Origin of the sequence: Phytohabitans maris (assembly GCF_031085175.1) — a bacterium.
In the GTDB taxonomy this organism is placed as follows: domain Bacteria; phylum Actinomycetota; class Actinomycetes; order Mycobacteriales; family Micromonosporaceae; genus Phytohabitans; species Phytohabitans maris.
In genome coordinates this window covers 81,480-98,870 of the sequence record NZ_JAVHUY010000024.1, presented here as the reverse complement: position 1 = coordinate 98,870, position 17,391 = coordinate 81,480, and the positions used below count along the sequence as shown (strand labels likewise).

Annotated in this window: 10 protein-coding genes; 3 read left to right on the top strand and 7 right to left on the bottom strand. The window is 71.7% G+C overall.

Going from position 1 to position 17,391, the window contains the following annotated elements:
- Window positions 1–27: 27 nt before the first annotated feature.
- The 3 genes from RB614_RS24790 to RB614_RS24780 are packed head-to-tail and all read right to left on the bottom strand — an operon-like array spanning window position 28 to window position 4,080.
- The gene (locus tag RB614_RS24790; protein WP_308715011.1) at window positions 28–435 is read right to left on the bottom strand and encodes a roadblock/LC7 domain-containing protein; all 408 of its coding nucleotides are present in this window, start codon (window positions 433–435) and stop codon (window positions 28–30) included.
- A 25-nt stretch (window positions 436–460) separates the two neighbouring features.
- Window positions 461–2,986, bottom strand: a complete 2,526-nt coding sequence (locus tag RB614_RS24785; protein ID WP_308715010.1) for a helix-turn-helix transcriptional regulator — start codon at window positions 2,984–2,986, stop codon at window positions 461–463.
- The gene (locus RB614_RS24780; RefSeq protein ID WP_308715009.1) at window positions 2,983–4,080 is read right to left on the bottom strand and encodes an Hsp70 family protein; all 1,098 of its coding nucleotides are present in this window, start codon (window positions 4,078–4,080) and stop codon (window positions 2,983–2,985) included. Before RB614_RS24780 ends, RB614_RS24785 begins: the two co-directional genes overlap by 4 nt.
- Before the next feature lie 321 nt (window positions 4,081–4,401).
- On the opposite strand from RB614_RS24780, the gene RB614_RS24775 reads away from it, so the two are divergent.
- The 3 genes from RB614_RS24775 (at window position 4,402) to RB614_RS24765 (ending at window position 8,733) form a co-directional block, all read left to right on the top strand.
- A complete protein-coding gene (locus RB614_RS24775; protein ID WP_308715008.1) occupies window positions 4,402–5,313 on the top strand; it encodes an IniB N-terminal domain-containing protein in 912 nt (303 codons plus the stop codon).
- A 178-nt stretch (window positions 5,314–5,491) separates the two neighbouring features.
- The gene (locus RB614_RS24770; protein ID WP_308715050.1) at window positions 5,492–7,309 is read left to right on the top strand and encodes a dynamin family protein; all 1,818 of its coding nucleotides are present in this window, start codon (window positions 5,492–5,494) and stop codon (window positions 7,307–7,309) included.
- The gene (locus RB614_RS24765) at window positions 7,306–8,733 is read left to right on the top strand and encodes a P-loop NTPase family protein (protein WP_308715007.1); all 1,428 of its coding nucleotides are present in this window, start codon (window positions 7,306–7,308) and stop codon (window positions 8,731–8,733) included. The genes RB614_RS24770 and RB614_RS24765 overlap by 4 nt, the downstream gene beginning before the upstream one ends.
- On the opposite strand, the gene RB614_RS24760 is transcribed toward RB614_RS24765, so the two are convergent.
- The 4 genes from RB614_RS24760 to speB all read right to left on the bottom strand — a co-directional run bounded on the left by RB614_RS24760 (window position 8,715) and on the right by speB (window position 17,382).
- Window positions 8,715–13,607, bottom strand: a complete 4,893-nt coding sequence (locus RB614_RS24760; RefSeq protein ID WP_308715006.1) for a DNA repair ATPase — start codon at window positions 13,605–13,607, stop codon at window positions 8,715–8,717. The genes RB614_RS24765 and RB614_RS24760 overlap by 19 nt on opposite strands.
- Window positions 13,604–15,670, bottom strand: a complete 2,067-nt coding sequence (locus RB614_RS24755; protein WP_308715005.1) for a flotillin family protein — start codon at window positions 15,668–15,670, stop codon at window positions 13,604–13,606. Before RB614_RS24755 ends, RB614_RS24760 begins: the two co-directional genes overlap by 4 nt.
- Before the next feature lie 13 nt (window positions 15,671–15,683).
- Complete coding sequence (locus RB614_RS24750; protein ID WP_308715004.1) at window positions 15,684–16,274, bottom strand: hypothetical protein; 591 nt, start codon at window positions 16,272–16,274, stop codon at window positions 15,684–15,686.
- A 103-nt stretch (window positions 16,275–16,377) separates the two neighbouring features.
- Window positions 16,378–17,382: an agmatinase gene (gene speB, locus RB614_RS24745; protein ID WP_308715003.1), complete on the bottom strand. Its 1,005-nt coding sequence runs from the start codon at window positions 17,380–17,382 to the stop codon at window positions 16,378–16,380.
- Window positions 17,383–17,391 lie beyond the last annotated feature (9 nt).

Below are 17,391 nucleotides of genomic sequence, written 5' to 3'. Positions count from 1 at the left end.
GATGAGGAGGTAACCGCAACCGCCGGGCTAGGACGCGGCCAGCGCGGTGAAGGCGGGCAGGTGGTGGTCGGCGCGGCCGGCGAAGAGGGCCATCTCGTAGGCGATCGCGTCGACGTCGGAGTCGCCTTCGAAGACCACCGCGAGGATGGCGCCGCCCGCGGTGGCGGTCACGAAGAGGAACTTCTCCCGCATCTCGATGGTGATCTGGCGGACGGCGCCGCTCTCGGTGTGGCGGCCGGCGGCGACCGCCAGCGCGTAGAGGCCGGCGGCCACAGTGGACAGCTGATCGGCGGCCATCGGGCCGGCGTGGCGGGAGGCGGCCAGCAGCAGGCCGTCAGGGGAAATGGCTACCGCATGCTCCGCGCCCGGAACGCGGTCGACGACGTCGTCGAGAAGCCATGCCAGGTCATCGCTCGTAACCGCCGGATGCGCCAACGTCGTCTCCCCCTCGTTGAAATCTTCAGTCCATCGGGCGTCGCGGCCAAGGCGCCCGGCGCGACCCCGCGCCCGGCCGGTCCGCGGACATGGCACGCAGCTTGGCCAGCAGGTCGCCCCGGTTGGCGCAGCCCAGCCGCTGGCGCATACGTGCCACGTGGTGCTCGACCGTCTTGGCCGATATGAAGAGGCGGTCGCCGATCTGTCGATACGTCAGCCCGTCGAGTACCAGATCCGCCACCTCCTGTTCCCGCTCGCTGAGCAGGCTTTCCGCCGGCGCGGTGAACGCCTCTGTGACCTGCGCCACGGCCGGCTGGGCCGCCGACTGTGCGCCGCCACCACGAGCGGAACCCTGGAGCAGCCGGGCGCAGTCCAGCAACGCGGTCATGGCCTTGCGATCCGACGTACGGATCGCCGCCTGCCCCGCCAGCCGGGCCCCGTCCCACCACAGTCCCGCACCGTGCAACCCCCTGGCGGCAGCCTCCACTTTGGCCGGATCGACCGCCCCGCGCAGTGTCTCGAGCCAACTTTCCGCGGCCGCCGCTACCACCGCACCGTACCGGCTGTGCTGGGCCGTCGCCACCAACGCGGCGGCGTGTTCATCGGCGGTTGTGGGTTCCTCCGCGATGATCGCGGCGTGCAGGCCGCACCAGTGCAGCGGCACCGTCCACAGTGGTGGGCGGCCGAGCCGGTCGAGCAGCCGCCAAGCCTCGGCCAGGTGGGTGGCGATGCGGGCCTGCTCGCCCAGCCGGGCGGCGGCGACCGCCAGCTCACCGAGCGGCAGCAGCGAGTACAGGTCGACCGGGTGCCGCATGACCGCCTCGCGGGCCTGCGCCCAGGCGCGGTGCAGGGCGGCGAGGTCGCTGTTGCGCCGGGCGATGCCGGCGTCGAGGGCGGTGGCGAAGAGCAGGTCGCGCGGCTCCAGCTGGCCGGTCCCGGCAGCGGCGCGGTGCTCGGCGGCCGCCGCGGTGCGCCCGCGCACCATCTGCATCCAGCCCTGCAACAGCCGGTGGCGGCGGGACATCAGGGCGGCGCCGACATCGGCGGCGATGGCCCGGTCGAGCACCGACTCGCCGGTGTCCAACTCGCCACAGTGGATGGCCACGAGCGCGGCGAGCGCGGCCGGGCTGTCCGGCAGCAGCACCGCGCGGCCGGCCGGCTCCAGCAGGGCGGCCGCCTGGACCAATGTGGACAGCGCGGCCGTGGCGGAGCCGGACAGGGACTCCCGGATCCCGCTCGCCATCAAGGCGGCGGCGCCGGTGAGCAGGGTGGGCGGGCCGTCCGGCGGGACCAGGTCGTCGGCCCGGCCGAGCTGGCCGGTACCGATGAAGCCGATCGCCGCGAACGACACCGACGACGTGGTGCCCGACCACCGGTACAGCTCGGCGCTGCGACCGAGCTGGCCGCGATGGGCGAGCGCGGAACCCGATACCGCCGCACCCACCGCCCGGTCCGGCGAGCCCTCCGCGGCGACCAGCCGGTCGGCGAGGCGGAGGCCGGCGTCGAGGTCGCCGGAGAGCGCCGCGGCCAGCGCCCGGCGCGCGTCGGTCGGCCGTCCGGCGGACGCCGCGACCGCGAACAGCTCCGCGGCCAGCGCCGGCTCGTCGACGAGGGCCTCTTCGGCCGCGGCCTCGAAGACGGTGGCGAGGCCACCGCCGCTCACACCGACCTCGCGCAGGGCACGCACCAGCGGGAGTACGCCGCCGCCGCGGGCGAGCTGCAACTGCGCGAGCCGCTGCCACACGGCGGTACGCTGCGCGGCCGGGCTGAGCGAGGCGACCGCGCGGCGGGCGATCGGCACCAGCCGGCCGTCCGGCGCCAGCAGGCCGGTGGCGCGCGCGGCGTCGAGCAGGTCGTCGACCTCGTGCGGCGCGCGGTCGAGCAGCCCGCCGAGCAGGTCGGTGGGGAGGTCTACGCCGGTGGCGGCGGCGAGCAGCAGCGCGCGCAGGTCGGCGTCGAGGTCGTCCAGGTCGGTCCGGAACTGGGCGAGCACCTGCGGGGGTACGCCGTCCTCCGGGTGCTCGGCCGCCGGCGCCAGGCGCTCCACCAGTCGGGGTACGCCACCGGTCTGCGCGTGCACGTAGCTGGCGGCCGCCGCGCCCGGCTCGACGCCCAGGTGCTTGGCCGTCCGCTCGACGGTGAACGGGCTCAGCACCAGGGGCGGCCCGTCCAGCCGGAGCAGCTCCAGCAGCTCGACCAGCGCGGCGGAGCGGGGCCACGGCCGGTACGCGAGGACGATCCCGGCCCGCCGTGACCCGACGAGCGCGCACAGTTCGCGCAGCCGCGTCTCTCCCACTCTGTGGGCGTCATCCAAGGAAAGTACGAACGGACCGTCCTGTAGTGACACCTCTTGCCACGCGTCGACCACCGGCACGTCGGCGCGCCGGTAGATCCGGGCCAGCTCGCGCAGCAGCAGGCTCTTGCCGTACCCACCGGGGGCCTGGATGGCGACCCGCAACGGCGCCTGCGGCGCGGCGGTGGCCGCGTCGAGCAACGCCGTGGTCGGGTCGTCCAGGACGAGCCGCTGGGCCAGGACGATCCGGGAACTCAAGCTTGGCCTCCTACCAGGCCGAAGAGGCGCTGTGTCGGGCGGAGTCGCAACGGTGTGATGTCGACGGGCGGGCGCGGCGGTGGACCGGCGTCCATGCCCTCTTGAACGAGCGGCGGCGGCTCATGGTTCGATGCTTCGATGGCCCGCTGCTGCGGGATCCACATTGGATCCTGGCGGCGCGCGGTCGGCGGCGACACCACCTGCACGGCGGCGAGCGCCCCACCCGTGGCGGCCGTGGTCTGCGGCTCGGCCTCGACGCCGACCGGACCGGGCAGTGCGGCGCGGATCAGCTCCGCGACGAGCGGCATCCGCGCCGCGCCACCCACCAGGAGGACGCCGTCCAGCTCGCGCCGCCGCAGGCCACAGGTACGGATCACCTGCGCCAGCGTCTCGACGCTCAGCTCCAGCGCCGGCCGGACCAGCTCTTCGAGCTCGGCCCGGTTGACCGGCACCCGCACGTGCCCGTGGGACGTGCTGAGCACCACCTCGGCCTCGGTGGCCGTGGTCAGCTCCTCCTTCACCCGCCGGCACTCCCGGCGCAGGCCGAAAAGCGCGATCCGGGCCTGCGGGCCACTCGCGAACACCTCCCGCAGGTCCCGGTCGAGCCGCGACCGCACATGGCCGACGAGGGCTTCGTCGACGTCCGCGCCGCCGAACGGCTCGATCGCGCCCGCACTGCCGAGGAGCTGGAAACCGACACCCTCTGCCCAGCGCACGACCGAAGCCTCGTAGTCGCTGCCACCCAGGGAGTACACACCGAAGGTGCGGCCCCTCCAACCGCGTGCGGTGTGACTCTCAGCAGCGACGACGGGCTCCGGCAGCAACGTGACGTTGGCCAGGCCGATCTCCCAGAGCGCCCGGTGCAGCAGCTCCCGGCGATACGTACCCCATGCGGCGGGGTGGCTGATCACCACCTGCTCGGCCGGCTCCCCCTCGTGAGCCAACACCCGCTCGACCACCCACATGGCCAGCACGGCGGTGAGCGCCTGCGGGGTGCAGGGCTCACCCCCGACGATCTGCGGCACGTCATCGCCGATACGCCGGACGAAACCACGGGCTACCCGCCCCGCGTCCAACTGCACCGGCTCGCCCACGGTAAGCGCACCGTCTCCCGATACGTGTAACACCGACGGAACGGCCGCGGACCGTGTCCCCAGCCGCACGACCTCGGGTGCCAGCCATCCCGCGTTACCCAGTCGCGAGACAGCGGCGGTCGTGGTCGTCCCACCGATGTCGATTCCCAGCACGTACGGCATCCGAGCGCTCTCCTCCCAGCGGACCCATACGTTCGTACCAGAGATGTTCGTGCTGCTGAGCCACTAATTCTGGGGCGAGGGACCCCCTAATCCCCTAACCCGGAAACCCGGCGCGGTCCCCGATGCCCGGACGATCACCGCGCTTTTACGGTCTGCGGCATGGAATCGACCCAGACACTGCACGACTTCGTGCTGAACCTCCTCACCAACCCCGAGGCGCGCTCGGCGTTCGAGCTGGACCCAGAGGGCACGCTGAACGCCGCCGGGCTCGGTGACATCACCGCCGCGGACGTGCAGGACGTGGTCCCTCTGGTCGTGGACTACGCGCCGGTTCAGGGGATCACCGGCCTGGTGCCCACGAGCGACCTCAGCCTCGGCCAGCTCGGCGCACTCGACGGTGACGCCACCAACGTGATCGGCCAGCTCCAGACGGTCACCCAGCAGCTCGGCGTCGCCGTGCCCACGCCCAGCGCCGACGCCAACGTCAACATCGCCGCGGTCGGTGCGATCACCGTCGACACCACCGGTGTCAGCCTCACCACCAGCGGGATCATCCCCGGCATCGGCGTCGCGGCCAGCACCTCCGGCGCGTCGGTCGACCTCTCCGGCGTGCACGACGTGGCCGGCACCCTCGACTCCGATGTGGTCGGTACGGTCGGCGCGGACGCGACCGGCACGATCGACTCGACGCTGGGTACCGCCACGGGCCTGGTCCCGGGCGCGCCGGTGGACGGCGTGCTCGACACCACCGACGACACCCTGGGCACCGTCGACTCGCAGCTCGACGGCGTGACCGGCCTGGTCGGCTCGGTGACCGCCCCGCTCGGCGTCCCACCGGTCGACCTGCCGGAGCTGGACGACACGCTGGGTGCCGACTCGCTGCTGAGCGGCACCACCGGCACGGTGGACAGCACGCTCGACGGCCTCGGCGTGGGTGGCCTGCTGGGCGGCGGCGCGGAGGCGCACGGCTCGGCGAGCGTGGGCGGCGTGCAGGGCACGGTGCACGGTTCGGCGGGTGCCGACGCGCACACCGACGGCGGCCTTCTCGGCGTCACCGACATCCTGTTCTGATTCCGTCCGTAAAACCCGCCGTCACGGCTGGTTCTCTAAGCGTTACCGCGGTCCCAGGGATGGGAGACCGGACTCGGGCCCGGTCTCCCATCCCTCTTGATTTCTTTAAGTGACCCCGCTTGATATTTAAGTGACCCCACTTGATATGTGAGTGGAAATCAGCAGACTTGGTCCGGTGATGGCACCGATCTGGCTCGACACCCTCGACGAGACGGCTCGGGTATGCGCGGCGCACAGCCGCACCGACCTGGTCCGGTGGCTGCTGCAAAAGCGGGAGCAGCTGCTGGACCCCACCCTGCGGGTGCTCGTCGTGGGCGAGCCCAAGCAGGGCAAGAGCCAGCTCGTCAACGCGCTGATCAACGCGCCCGTCTGCCCCGTGGGCGACGGGCTGACCACCGCGATCCCCACGGTCGTACGGCACGCGGAGTCGCCCTCCGCCGCCCTGGTGCACGAGGGCGACGAAGACGAGCGGGTGCCGATGCCCGTAACGGACATCGCTGCCCGGATCAGCGCGACCACACCGGGCCGCCGGCCGGGCGCGAGCGAGGTGCACGCCGAGATCGGTGTCCCTCGTGGACTCCTGGCGAGCGGCATCGTGCTCATCGACACGCCCGGCGCGGACGGCGACGACCCGAGCACCGGCAGTGGAGTGGCGGCACTCCCCCGGGCCGACATCGTCGTGATGGTCACCGACGCGACCCGCGAGCTCTCGGTCTCCGAGATCAACCTGCTGCTGCACATCATCCAGTCGCACCCGCGGGTGGTCGTCGCGCTCACCAAGATCGACATCTCCCCGCACTGGCGGGCGGTGGCCGAGCGCAACCGCGACCACCTCGCCAGCGCCGGCGTGCCGGCCGCGCTCGTGCCGGTCTCGGCGACGCTGCGGCTACAGGCCGCGCGCACCAACGACAAGGCGGTCAACGCGGAGTCCGGCTTCCCCGACCTGATCGCCCGGCTCAAGCGCGAGCAGGGTTCCAAGGGGCAGGTGCTCGCGCCGGCCGCGGTGGGGCTGATGGCCAGCACCGTCATCGAGCAGCTCGCCGCGCCGCTGCGCGCCGAGCTGTCCAATGAGGACTCCGGGTCGCTGCACCGGCTGTACGAGGCGCAGCGCGGGCTCGACGAGCTGCGCCGCTGCTCCACCCGCTGGCAAAACACGCTCGCCGACGAGATGACGGATTTGATGTCCGACATCGAGTACGACCTGCGCGACCGCACCCGAAAGATCATCCGCAAGGTCGACGAGGCGTTCGAGACGGCCGACCCGCTGAAGACCTGGGACGACTACCAGGAGTGGATGGAGCAGAGCCTGACCGAGGCGGCCGAGGCCAACTTCGCCTGGCTGGTGCAGCGCTGCGACTGGGTCACCGGGCGGGTCGCCGACCACTTCGTCCGGTACGGCGCGGACATCCTCCCGGAGTGGCGGGCGGGCATCCCGGACCGGCTCGCCGAGCAGCTGGAGGAGATCGAGCGGCCGAGCGTGGAGAGGTTCACGCCGGTACAGAAGATCTTCAGCGGACTCCGCGGCTCGTACGGCGGCCTGCTCATGTTCGGCCTCGCCACGACACTCGCCGGCATGCCGCTGATCAATCCGGTCTCCCTCGGCGCCGGCGCGCTCTTCGGCGGCAAGACGATCCGCGACGAGGGCAAGTCGATGCTGCGGCGCCGGCAGGCCGCGGCCAAGGCCGCCTCGCAGCGGCACGTCGACGACTTCTTCCTCCGGCTCAACAAGGAGTGCAAAGACACCGCGCGCTGGGTGCAGCGGGCGCTGCGCGACCACTTCACCGGGCTGACCGAGCAGTTGCAGGAGGCGATCGTCCACTCGCTGCGCAGCGCGAAGCAGGCCGCCGACGCCGACGCGCTGGAGCGGGAGCAGCGCCGCCGCGAGGTGCAGCAGCAGATGCGGCGGCTCGCCGCGCTGTACGAGCGGGCCCAGGCCCTGACCGAGCTGGGCGGCGCCCCCGGGCAACGGCAGCGCCGCCTGGAGCCCGTAGGGTGACGTCCGTCCTGGAAGAGTCTGTGTGGCGGCTCATGCACGAGGCGCTCGACCTCTACCACGACAGCCCGGCCGCGGCCGATCAGCTCCGCCACCACCTGAGCCGGTTCGACGAGCCGCTGCGGATCGCGATCGCCGGCCCCTGGCAGGCCGGCAAGTCCACATTGGTCAACGCGATCGTCGGCGAGGAGGTCGCGCCGATCGAGGTACCGGACGCCGAGCAGGTCTTCACCTGGTACCAGGACGGCGCCGAGCCGCACGCCACCGCGTACCCGGCGGGGATCGAGCTGCCGGTCGCGCGCACCGCCAACGGGCTGCGGGTGGACATCCGGCGGTGGCGGCCGGCACCGGTCAACGACCTGGTGGTCACCTGGCCCAGCCGGGCGCTGCGCAACGCCACCATTGTGGACACTCCGGCGCTGCCGGACGCCGGCGACAAGGTGCTGCGGGACGCCGACGCGGTGCTCTACCTGACCCGCGACGGGCGCGGCACCGACCTGGAGTGGCTGGAGTCCGCGCAGGACGGCACCGTGGCCCGGGCCGCTCCGGTCAACGTGATCCTGGTGCTATCCCGGGCCGACGAGATCGGCGGCGGCCGGATCGACGCACTGCTCGCCGCCAAGCAGCTCGCCCGCAAGCATCACCGCGACCACCACGTCGGCTCCCTCTGCCTGGCCGTGGTGGCGCTCGGCGGCCTGATCGCGCTCGCCGGCCGGGTCCTCAGCGACCGGGACTACTCCGCACTGTCCACACTGGCCCGCACCCCGCGGCCGGAGCTGGAGCCGTACCTGCTCACCACCGACCGCTTCGTGGGTGAGGACTTCCCCGCGCTGGTCGACGTGGAGACCCGGGAGGACCTGCTCGACCGGCTCGGCATCTTCGGCGTACGGCTGGCCACCACGCTGATCCGCACCGGCACCGGTACGGACACCCGGGCCGGGCTGGCCGCCGAGCTCGTCCGCCGCAGTGGCCTCAGCGAGCTGCGCGAGGCGGTCGGCCGCTGCTTCGTCGACCGGGCCGACGCGCTCAAGGCCCGCTCGGCGCTCGCCGCGCTGGAGGCGGTGCTCCGCACCGAGCCGAGGCCCGGCAGCGAAAAGCTCCTCGCCGACCTGGAGCACACGCTGACCAACGCACACGACTTTCGCGAGCTTCGGCTGGTCGCCGCGCTACAGGGGCACCGGATCAAGTTCGGCGCGGAGCTGGAGGCGGAGGCGCGCCGGCTCGTCGGCGAGGGCGGCACCACGCCGACCGCCCGGCTCGGCGTCGACCCACGCACCAACCCGGGCCAGCTGTGGGAGCTGGCCACCGGCGCGCTGGCCCGCTGGCAGGAGCAGACCGAAGACCCGCTGCTGAGCCTCGAACAGCGGCGCGCGGCCGCCGTCGTGGTCCGCAGCTGCGAGGGCATCATTCACGCCTTGTCGTCGTAGAGCCGCTCGGCGGCGCGGTCGATCGCCGTCTCGACCGCGCCGACCCGGTCGGCGAGCAGGCCCACGGCGCCAACCGCGCGGCTCATCGGGTCGTCCTCGGCGCCGCCGAGTGCCTTGGCCTTCAGGTAGCCCGCCTTCACCTCGCTCCACCGGGCGGCCCGCTCGCCGCTGAGCCGCCCGCGCAGCTCGGCGAGCTTGAGCAGGTTGGCCTCGGCGTTGGCGGCCAGCGTCTGCGCCTCGCCAAGGTAGTGGTCGTCGATGACGGCTTCCAGCTCGGCGTCGTTCATCACCGGCACGATCCGCTCGGCCAGCTTGTTCATGTTTCGGTACGAGCCCTGCAGCTGGTACGGCGGCTCGGTGCGGGACGCGTCGGACTGGGCGGCCGAGGCGATGTACGCCTGGTTGTTGGTGAGCACCACCTGCTGCACCCGCAGGAGCTTGCGCAGCACCGCGAGGATCTGCTCCAGCTCGACCGCCGAGTACGGGTGGGCGAGCTGGTCCGGGCGCACCGCCTCGTCGCCCTTGGCGAGCCGGACGAGCAGCTCCAGGTCACCACGGTCCCTTGTGGAGAGCGGGGCGAGCACGGGGTTGGCGGTCAGCGAGTTTTCGATGTAGCTGAGTGCGAAGAGCTCCTCCTTGCCGGAGAGCACGTCGCCGAGGTTCCACACGTCGGCGCGGTTGGCGAGCATGTCCGGGATCCGGAAGCGCTGCCCCGACTCGGTGTACGGGTTGCCGGCCATGCAGACCGCGAAGCGCTTGCCGCGCAGGTCGTACGTGCGCGTGCGCCCCTCCCACACACCTTCCATCCGGCGCTGGGCGTCACAGAGCGAGATGAACTTCTGCAACAGCTCCGGCGAGGTGTGCTGGATGTCGTCGAGGTAGAGCAGGACGTTGTTGCCCATCTCCAGGGCGAACGAGATCTTCTCCACCTCCTGCCGGGCCGTGGCGTTGGGCGCCTCGGCCGGGTCGACGGAGGTGACCGCGTGCCCCAGCGCCGGACCGTTGACCTTGACGAAGACCAGGCCGAGCCGGCTCGCCACGTACTCCATCAGCGTGGTCTTGCCGTAGCCGGGCGGCGAGATGAGCAGCAGCAGCCCCATCTGGTCGGTGCGCTTGGCATCGCCCACCGCGCCGAGCTGGCGGGCCAGGTTGTCGCCGATAAGCGGCAGGTAGACCTCGTCGAGCAGGCGGTTGCGGACGAACGCGCTCATCACCTTGGGCTGGTGCTCGGCCAGGCGCAGCCGGGTGCGCTCGTGGGCGACGAGCTCGTTGCGCCGCCGCTGGTACGCCCGGAAGCCCGGCGCCCGCTCGTCACGGAACCGCCGCACGCGGGTGAGCACCTCGTCGAGCCGCAGCTCCAGCTTGCGACCGGTGACCCGCGGGTGCGTCCCCAGTACACCGTCCACAGTGGCGGAAAGGACGGCGGACGAGTCGTGGCGGGGCAGCTCGGTGCCGCAGAGCTCGATCGCCACCGCCTCGGACAGCTCGGGCGCGGGCCGATCGCCGGCGAACGCGGCCAGCCAGGCCGACGCGAGCTGGTGCCGGGCGGCCAGGTCGCCGCCGAGCGCGCGCAGATCCTCGTCGAAGGACTCCACCGTCGCGCGGTGAAAGCGGTCCAGCAGGTCTCGGGCGCCGGCACTGGTGACGAAGCCGAACGGCGCGCCCGCCAGCTCCTCGAAGAGGTACTCACCGGTGAGGTGGGCGTCCAGCGGCAGGCCGCGGTCGCGCAGGAAGCCGCCCACCGCGCCGGCCAGCTCGGTCCGCAGCTCTTCGATCGCCGGTGTGGCGCCGAACGCCGCCCGGGCCCGGGCCAGCGAGCCGGCCCTCGTGGACCACGCGGTGCGGGCGGCCCCGTCGGTGCCGTACGCCCAGAAGAGCTGGGCGGCGGCGCGAGCGGCGGGTGGGTAGCGGAGCAGGCCCGCGCCGGCGTGCAGGCGGAGCAGGGCGTCGAGAATGGCGGCCGCGTCCTGGTCGTGCACGCCGCGCTCGTACCCCTCGTCGTAGCGCGTTTCGGCCGCGCGGCGTACCAGGTCGCGCAGTCCACCCTCGACCACGGCGGCCTCGTGTAGAGCGTCCAGGTCGCCGTCGAGCAGGATCGACGCGGCGAGGAACTCGGCCCGGTACACCTCCGGCGTCTCCGAGACGAGAAGCTGCTCCCAGTACGGCCGGGTCGCCTCGAACGCCTCGTCGCGCACCGCGGCCCGGTAGTCGGTGCCGGTGACCGCGACCGCCATCCGCCCGTCGTGCGGCACGAGCGTGAGGTCGATCGCCTGGGTGTTGACCGCGAAGCGGTGCCGGCCCAGCGCGATCGTCTCGCCGCCGTCGCTGTAGAGGTCGAGCCGGTCGCGCAGGCTGCGGCCGGCCTCCTGGCGGGCCGCCTTGATCCGGCCGTCCAGCTCCTCCGCGCGCACCGGGTCGCCGAGGTCGCGCAGCTCCTGCGCCACCGAGCGGAGCTTGGCCACCATCGGGTCGCCGGCGAAGTACGTGTTGACCTCGTCGATCGTCTTGAGCGTGGCGATCCGCCGGTGGACGCTGGCGAGGATGCGGTCGGCCGAGTCGACGAGCCGGTCGGAGCGGCGGGCCCGCTCGTCCAGCAGCGCCTGCTTGCGGGCGGAGAAGACCTCGTACACATCGGTGCGCTTGGCCCCGAGGTCGGCGAGGAAGTCGTCGAACTCGCCGAACCGCGACTCCAGGTTTTCCAGCTGGAGCAGCAGCCGGCCCAGCTGCTCGTCGCAGCGCTCCGGGGTGTCGGCGACCGCGAGCGCACCGGTGATCGCCTGGCCGAGCAGCGCGAACTCGGCCGCGAACTCGGCCCGCCCCTCGGTGGCGAGCAGCTCCTTGCGCCGACCCTCCAATGTGGCCCGAGCGCGGTTGACGCCGCCGAGCACCTCGCCGATCCGTTCCAGGATCGAGGTGCGGACGGTGGCGTCGGCGATGTCGAGCGAGCCGACCACCTCGGTGATGACCTGCATCCCCTCGGCCTGCTCGGCGAGCCGCTCGCCGAGCGGCTCGGCCGCCGCGACGGTCGCGATCCCCTCCGCGTCCGCGACCAGCCGGTCGATCTCCGCGTGGTAGCCGGCGAACGCGTCGTCCCGCCGCAGGAACGACACCGCACGCTGCGCCGCGGACGCCAGCTCCTCGTCGAGTACCCGGGAAAGCTCGTCGATCCGGGCGGTGTCCACATAGCGCAGTTCGCGGAGTGTCACCAGGTGGCCCTGCGCCGAGCGGAGGTCGGCGAGCTGCGCCACCCAGCCGTCCGTCGACTGTGGAGCTTCACCGCGCGTGCGGCGGACCAGCGACTGGATCCGGGCGCCCGCCTCGTCCAGCGCGGTCGCCGCCTGCGCGGTGAGCGCCTGCACTTTCTCGAACTCGTCGAGCACCTGCTCGGCGGTGGCGCGTACCTCCGACAGCGGCGAGCGCAGGTCGCCCAGTTCCGGCTCGCCGAGCCAGTGATAGTGGTCGAAGATGCGGGCACAGGTGGCGATGAGGGCCTCGAAGACTCCGGTCGACGGGGTCGTCTCGTCGGCCATCCGCCCCACGGAGAGGCAGTCGGAGATGCCCCGGACGAGGTCGGCGTTGCCTACCCGCTCCAGCGGCCCGGTGCCGGTCGGCTGGGCGGCGGCGTACGCGTCCGAGAGGTACGGCGACTGCCACACCTGCATCGGGTGCACCCGGGTCGGCTCTTCGGAAGTCGCCCGGAACACGACGAGCGTGCCGTCGTCGAAGAGCGAGTACCCGTGGCACGGGATCGGGGTGGCGACCTCTTTGCGGATCACGTTGTACGGCAACAGGAGCGTGCGCCCCTCGGCCCGCGCGTGGAAGACGTAGAGCACGTCCTCGCCGTTGGTGGAGCGGATGACCCGGTCGAACTCCAGGCTCGCCACGTCGGTGTCGAACGTCTTGTTGACGCCGGTCGCCAGGTAGTAGCCGCCGGGGAAGATGATGCCGTGGTCCTCCGGCAGCCGCTGGCACGCCTGCCCGATGCCGTCGAGCCGCACCACCGACTTGGTGCGCGTGTTGAAGACCAGGTGCCGCCAGACCGTCTCCTTGTACGGCCGTACGCGGAGCAGGATCAGCGGGCCGACCCGGGCGTAGTGGACGTCGGCGTCGGCGAGGCTCTGCAGCGGCTCGTCGACCGGCTCGGCGTAGATCCCCTCACCGGTCTCGGTGTTGTTTTCCACCTTGACGGTGAGCGTGCCGCCGACCGTCTCCACGAAGACCTCGTCGCTGATGGAGATGTGCGGGTGGCGGCCGAGAACGTGGTGTTCCCGCGTGGTCTCCACCCACTCGAAGTCGTGCGGCGACGGAAACGTGTGGTCGCGCTCGCCCCGGTTGTCCATGTAGGACACGGTGCCGTCGGTGGCCACCTGCCACCGCAGCACGCGGATGTCTTCGGTGTTGGGGCCGGTCTGGAAGACGGCGAGCAGCCGCCCGTCGAGCCGGCGCAGCTGGAGCAGCCGGGTCTCCCGGTAGTACCGGTACAGCTCGCCGAAGTCGCGCAGGAACTGCGGCTCGCGCAGCCACGGCACCTCGGCCGCCGGCTCGAAGCGGAACGCCTCGCCCTCGCGGCTGAACGCGTGCACCGCGAACACATCGTCCACTGTGGTCTCCGGCTTGAGCCCGATGAAGACGTTGTAGCCGAAGAGCATCAGCCCGCCGATCGACACGATGTCGCGGGGCACGCAGTTGTTTTCGGTGCGGATCCGCTCGGTGCCGACCAGCCGCATCTCCGCGCTGCCGAAGACCTCCAGGCGGCGCACGTTGAGCGCCTCCGCCCGGCGGACCAGCTCGGCCGACCGGTCGGCGAGCCGCCCGCGCAGGACCTCGTAGGTACCGACGTCGAGCGCGGGCTTGGCCTCGGTTGCCGTCGTCACTTGGCGTTCAGCTCGGCCAGGGGTGCGTCGGCGAGGCCGAGCCGCTTGGCCGCCTCCAGCAGCTCCTTGAGCTTGTCGGCGTTACCACCGGCCTTGATCTGCTGGAGCAGGAACGCGGACAGCGTCAGGTTTTGCACGTCTGCCGTGCTGAGCGACTTGAGCATCTCGGCCAGATCCTTGGTGAAGTCGGCCGAACCGTCCAGCCACGGCTTGGCCAGTGTCTGCGCCACGTCGGAGTGGCCGACGAAGCCGTCGACCGCCTTGCCCGCCGCGATCGAGCCCATCAGCCGGTCGAAGAAGATGCTGTCGCCGCCGACGATGTCGATGTTTGCCTTTTCCAGGCCCTTGCCGATGACCGACGCCTGCGCCTCGGCCACCTGGCGCTGCACGTCGATACCGGCCAGCCGGATCTCCTTCTCCGCCTCCAGCCGCAGCCGGTACTCCTCGTGCTCGCGGGTGGCCTCGTCGAGCGCGGCCATCGCGGCGGCCTTCTCGGTGAGGCCCTCGGCCTCGCCCTTCAGCTTTTCGCGCACCGCGTCGGCCATCGCGAGGGCCTTCTCCCGCTCGACCACGGCCTCCGCCTTGCCGACCTTCTCCGCGCCCTCGGCAGCGGCGAGCGCCTTCTCCCGCTCGACGGCCGCCTCGGCGCGACCGACCTTCTCGATCGCCGCCGCGTCCCGCTCGCGCACCTGCACCTCGGCCAGCCCGGCCGCGGCCGCCTCGGCCTGCGCCCCCTCGGCCAGCCGGATCTTCGCCCGGGTGTCGAGCTCGGCCGCCTGCTGGCGCGCCTCGGCCAGCACCAGCGCTTCGCGCGCCTTGTGCTTGGCGGCCGCCTCCGCCGCCTCGGCCGCCTTGATGTCCTTGACCAGCGACTCCTGCGCCTCGGCCTCGGCCTGGATGACGGTCGCCTGCCGCACCCGCTCGGCCTCCTCGACCACCCGCAGGCGCTTGATGTTTTCCTCCTGCTCGGCGACGGTCTTTTCGACCGCGATCCGCTCCCGGACCACCTCGGCGATCGCCCGCTTCTCCGCTTCGACCTCTTTGTCCTTGGCGATCGTGGTCAGCTCGGTCTCCCGCTGCCGGGCGATGACCTCGAGCATGCGGTCCTTTTCGATCCGCTCGGTCTCGATCGCGATGACCCGCTCCCGGTTCTTCGCCGCGACCGCGATCTCGCGTGCCTTGTTCTCCTGCTGGACGCCCAGCTGCTCCTCGGTGCGGAGGTTGGCACCCTCGGCCCGCTGCCGCTCCTGGGCGTGCGCGGTGGCGATCTCCGCCTCCTCGCGGGCCCGCATGGTCTCGATCTCGCGGCGCTGCTTGATCTCCGCCTCGGCCTGCTGCCGCTCCAGCTCCAGGATCGTCTGGCGGGCGTCGACGTTTTGGCGGGTGATCTCCTTCTGCTCGGTCTTCTGGAACTCGTTGGTCCGCACGTGCTCGATCGCGGTCAGCTCGGTGATCTTCCGGATGCCCTGCGCGTCGAGGATGTTGGCCGGGTCGAGCCGCGCCATCGGCGTCTGCTCCAGGAAGTCGATCGCCGCGTCCTCCAGGCTGTACCCGTTGAGGTCGGTGCCGATCACCTGGATGATCTGGTCGCGAAACTCGTCCCGCTTCGTGTACAGGTCGACGAAGTCGAGCTGCTTGCCGACCGTCTTCAGCGCCTCGGAAAACTTCGCGTTGAACAGCTCCTGCAGCGTCTCCTGGTCGCTGGCCCGCGCGGTGCCGATCGCCTGCGCCACCTTGATGACGTCTTCGACCGTCTTGTTGACCCGCACGAAGAACGTGATCCGGATGTCGGCCCGGATGTTGTCGCGGCAGATGAGCCCCTCGTTGCCGGTGCGCTCGATGTCGATCGTCTTGACCGAGATGTCCATGATCTCGGCCTTGTTGAAGACCGGCAGGACAACCGCGCCGGTGAACGTGACGTCGACCTTCCGGATCTTCGAGATGATGAGCGCCTTGCCCTGCTCCACCTTGCGGAAGAGCCGGCTCACCATGAACAGCAACACGATGACGACGAGAAGTACGACGGCGATGAGCACGCCGAAGCCGGTGGTGATGGCGTCCATGAGGGGTCCTTCTCTATCCGTGTGGCTGGCTGTGTGGGACGGGGGTGACCCAGAAGAACTCCCCGTCGGCGTCATACTCGTAGATCAGCGCGGTGGTGCCGGCCTTGAACGTGTCGGCGCCGGTCTGCCGCACCTGGATGATCGCGGACGAACCATCCGCGGCGGTAACCTCCGCTTGGCCGAATGTCTGGCTGACCCGCCCGGTGCGGATGACACACACCGACCCGACGAAGTCGGCGCGGGACGCCTCCGGCCCGCTGGGAAAGAGCTTTTGGAGTGGCTTGACAAGCAGTCGCGTGACGAACCACGCGGCCGCGAGCGCCACGAACAGCGCGAGGATCGCGAGCACGAGCACGCCGCCGAAAAGCACCGTGCCGGCGAGGCTCACGAACCAGGCGATCGCGATGAGCAGCGAGGCGGTGACGGCCACGGGCACCCCGGCGAAGCCGAGACCGCCCAACACGTCACCGTCGGCGTCGAAGTCGAGGGCCTCGATGTCGAGCGCACCGAGAAGCACGAGGAGCCAGTAACCGACGACGACCACGAGGAGGAAAGTGAACAGCACGGCCGGGAAACCGAGCGCCGCGTCCACGAACTCACCCATCGACCCGCGCCTACCCCCGCTACGAAAATCCCCAAAACCCGTAGCCAGGATCATGACACGCCAGGTCAACCCGCTGGTGCCCCGGGCTGGGCCCGGCTTGGCGTCAGCGGCCGTCGAGCAGGGGTCGGCGGGGGTCCCAGGGCTCGCCGCCCTGGCGGCGGCGGGCGATCGCGGAGAGGGCCTCCAGGACGACACGGTTGCCCAGGTAGGCGGTGATGTCGGCGTGGTCGTACGGCGGGGAGACCTCGACCACGTCGACACCGACGACGGGTAGCTCCAGGCAGCAGCGGCGGACCGCGTCGAGCAGTTGGCGCGCGGTCAGGCCGCCCGGCTCCGGGGTGCCGGTGCCGGGCGCCATGCCGGGGTCGACCACGTCGATGTCGACCGAGAGGAAGACGCCGTCGCACTCGTCCACCGCGATCGTGAACGCCTCGGTCAGGCACTCGTCCACGCCGCGGGCCACGATCTCGCTCATCTCGTACGAGCGCATGCGCCGCTGCGCCATCCAGTCGAGCACCGCCGGGCCGGGCCAGTAGCCGCGCAGTCCAATTTGGAGGAACCGGTCGCCGCGGATGGCGCCGGACTCGATGAGGCGGCGCATCGGGAGGCCGTGGCCGTAGAGCGAGCCGAACTCGATCTCACCGGTGTCGGCGTGCGCGTCGAAATGCACCATCGACACCCGGCCGTACCCGTGGTGGCGGGCCACGCCCTTGGCGTCCGGCAGCGTGATGGAGTGGTCGCCGCCGAGCACCAGCGGGATCGCGCCAGTCGCCGCCACCGCGGCGACCGCCTCCTCCAGCGCGCCGAGCGCCCGCTCGATGTCGCCGCTGAACATCTCGACGTCACCCGCGTCGTACACCTTGAGGTCGCGCAGGCCGTCGGTGCGCAGCGCGAGCGACGGGCGGCTGCCGTCGTGCTCCAGGTAGCAGGCCTGGCGCATGGCGGACGGGCCGAAGCGGGTGCCCGGGCGGTTGGTGGTGCCGCCGTCGAAGGGCGCGCCGACGATGACGACGTCGGCGTCCGCGTACGTGGCTGGCTCGCCGATGTCGCATCGCGCGACGCCGAGGAACGTCACGTCGGGACCGAACATCGGGCCGTATCGGGTCATCGGGTGTAC

What these genes read in the sequence shown, in the direction of transcription:
- RB614_RS24755 (WP_308715005.1), bottom strand. Translation starts at nt 15,670, where the DNA reads ATGGACGCCATCACCACCGGCTTCGGCGTGCTCATCGCCGTCGTACTT.
- RB614_RS24750 (WP_308715004.1), bottom strand. Translation starts at nt 16,274, where the DNA reads ATGGGTGAGTTCGTGGACGCGGCGCTCGGTTTCCCGGCCGTGCTGTTC.
- RB614_RS24775 (WP_308715008.1), top strand. Translation starts at nt 4,402, where the DNA reads ATGGAATCGACCCAGACACTGCACGACTTCGTGCTGAACCTCCTCACC.
- speB (WP_308715003.1), bottom strand. Translation starts at nt 17,382, where the DNA reads ATGACCCGATACGGCCCGATGTTCGGTCCCGACGTGACGTTCCTCGGC.
- RB614_RS24770 (WP_308715050.1), top strand. Translation starts at nt 5,492, where the DNA reads ATGGCACCGATCTGGCTCGACACCCTCGACGAGACGGCTCGGGTATGC.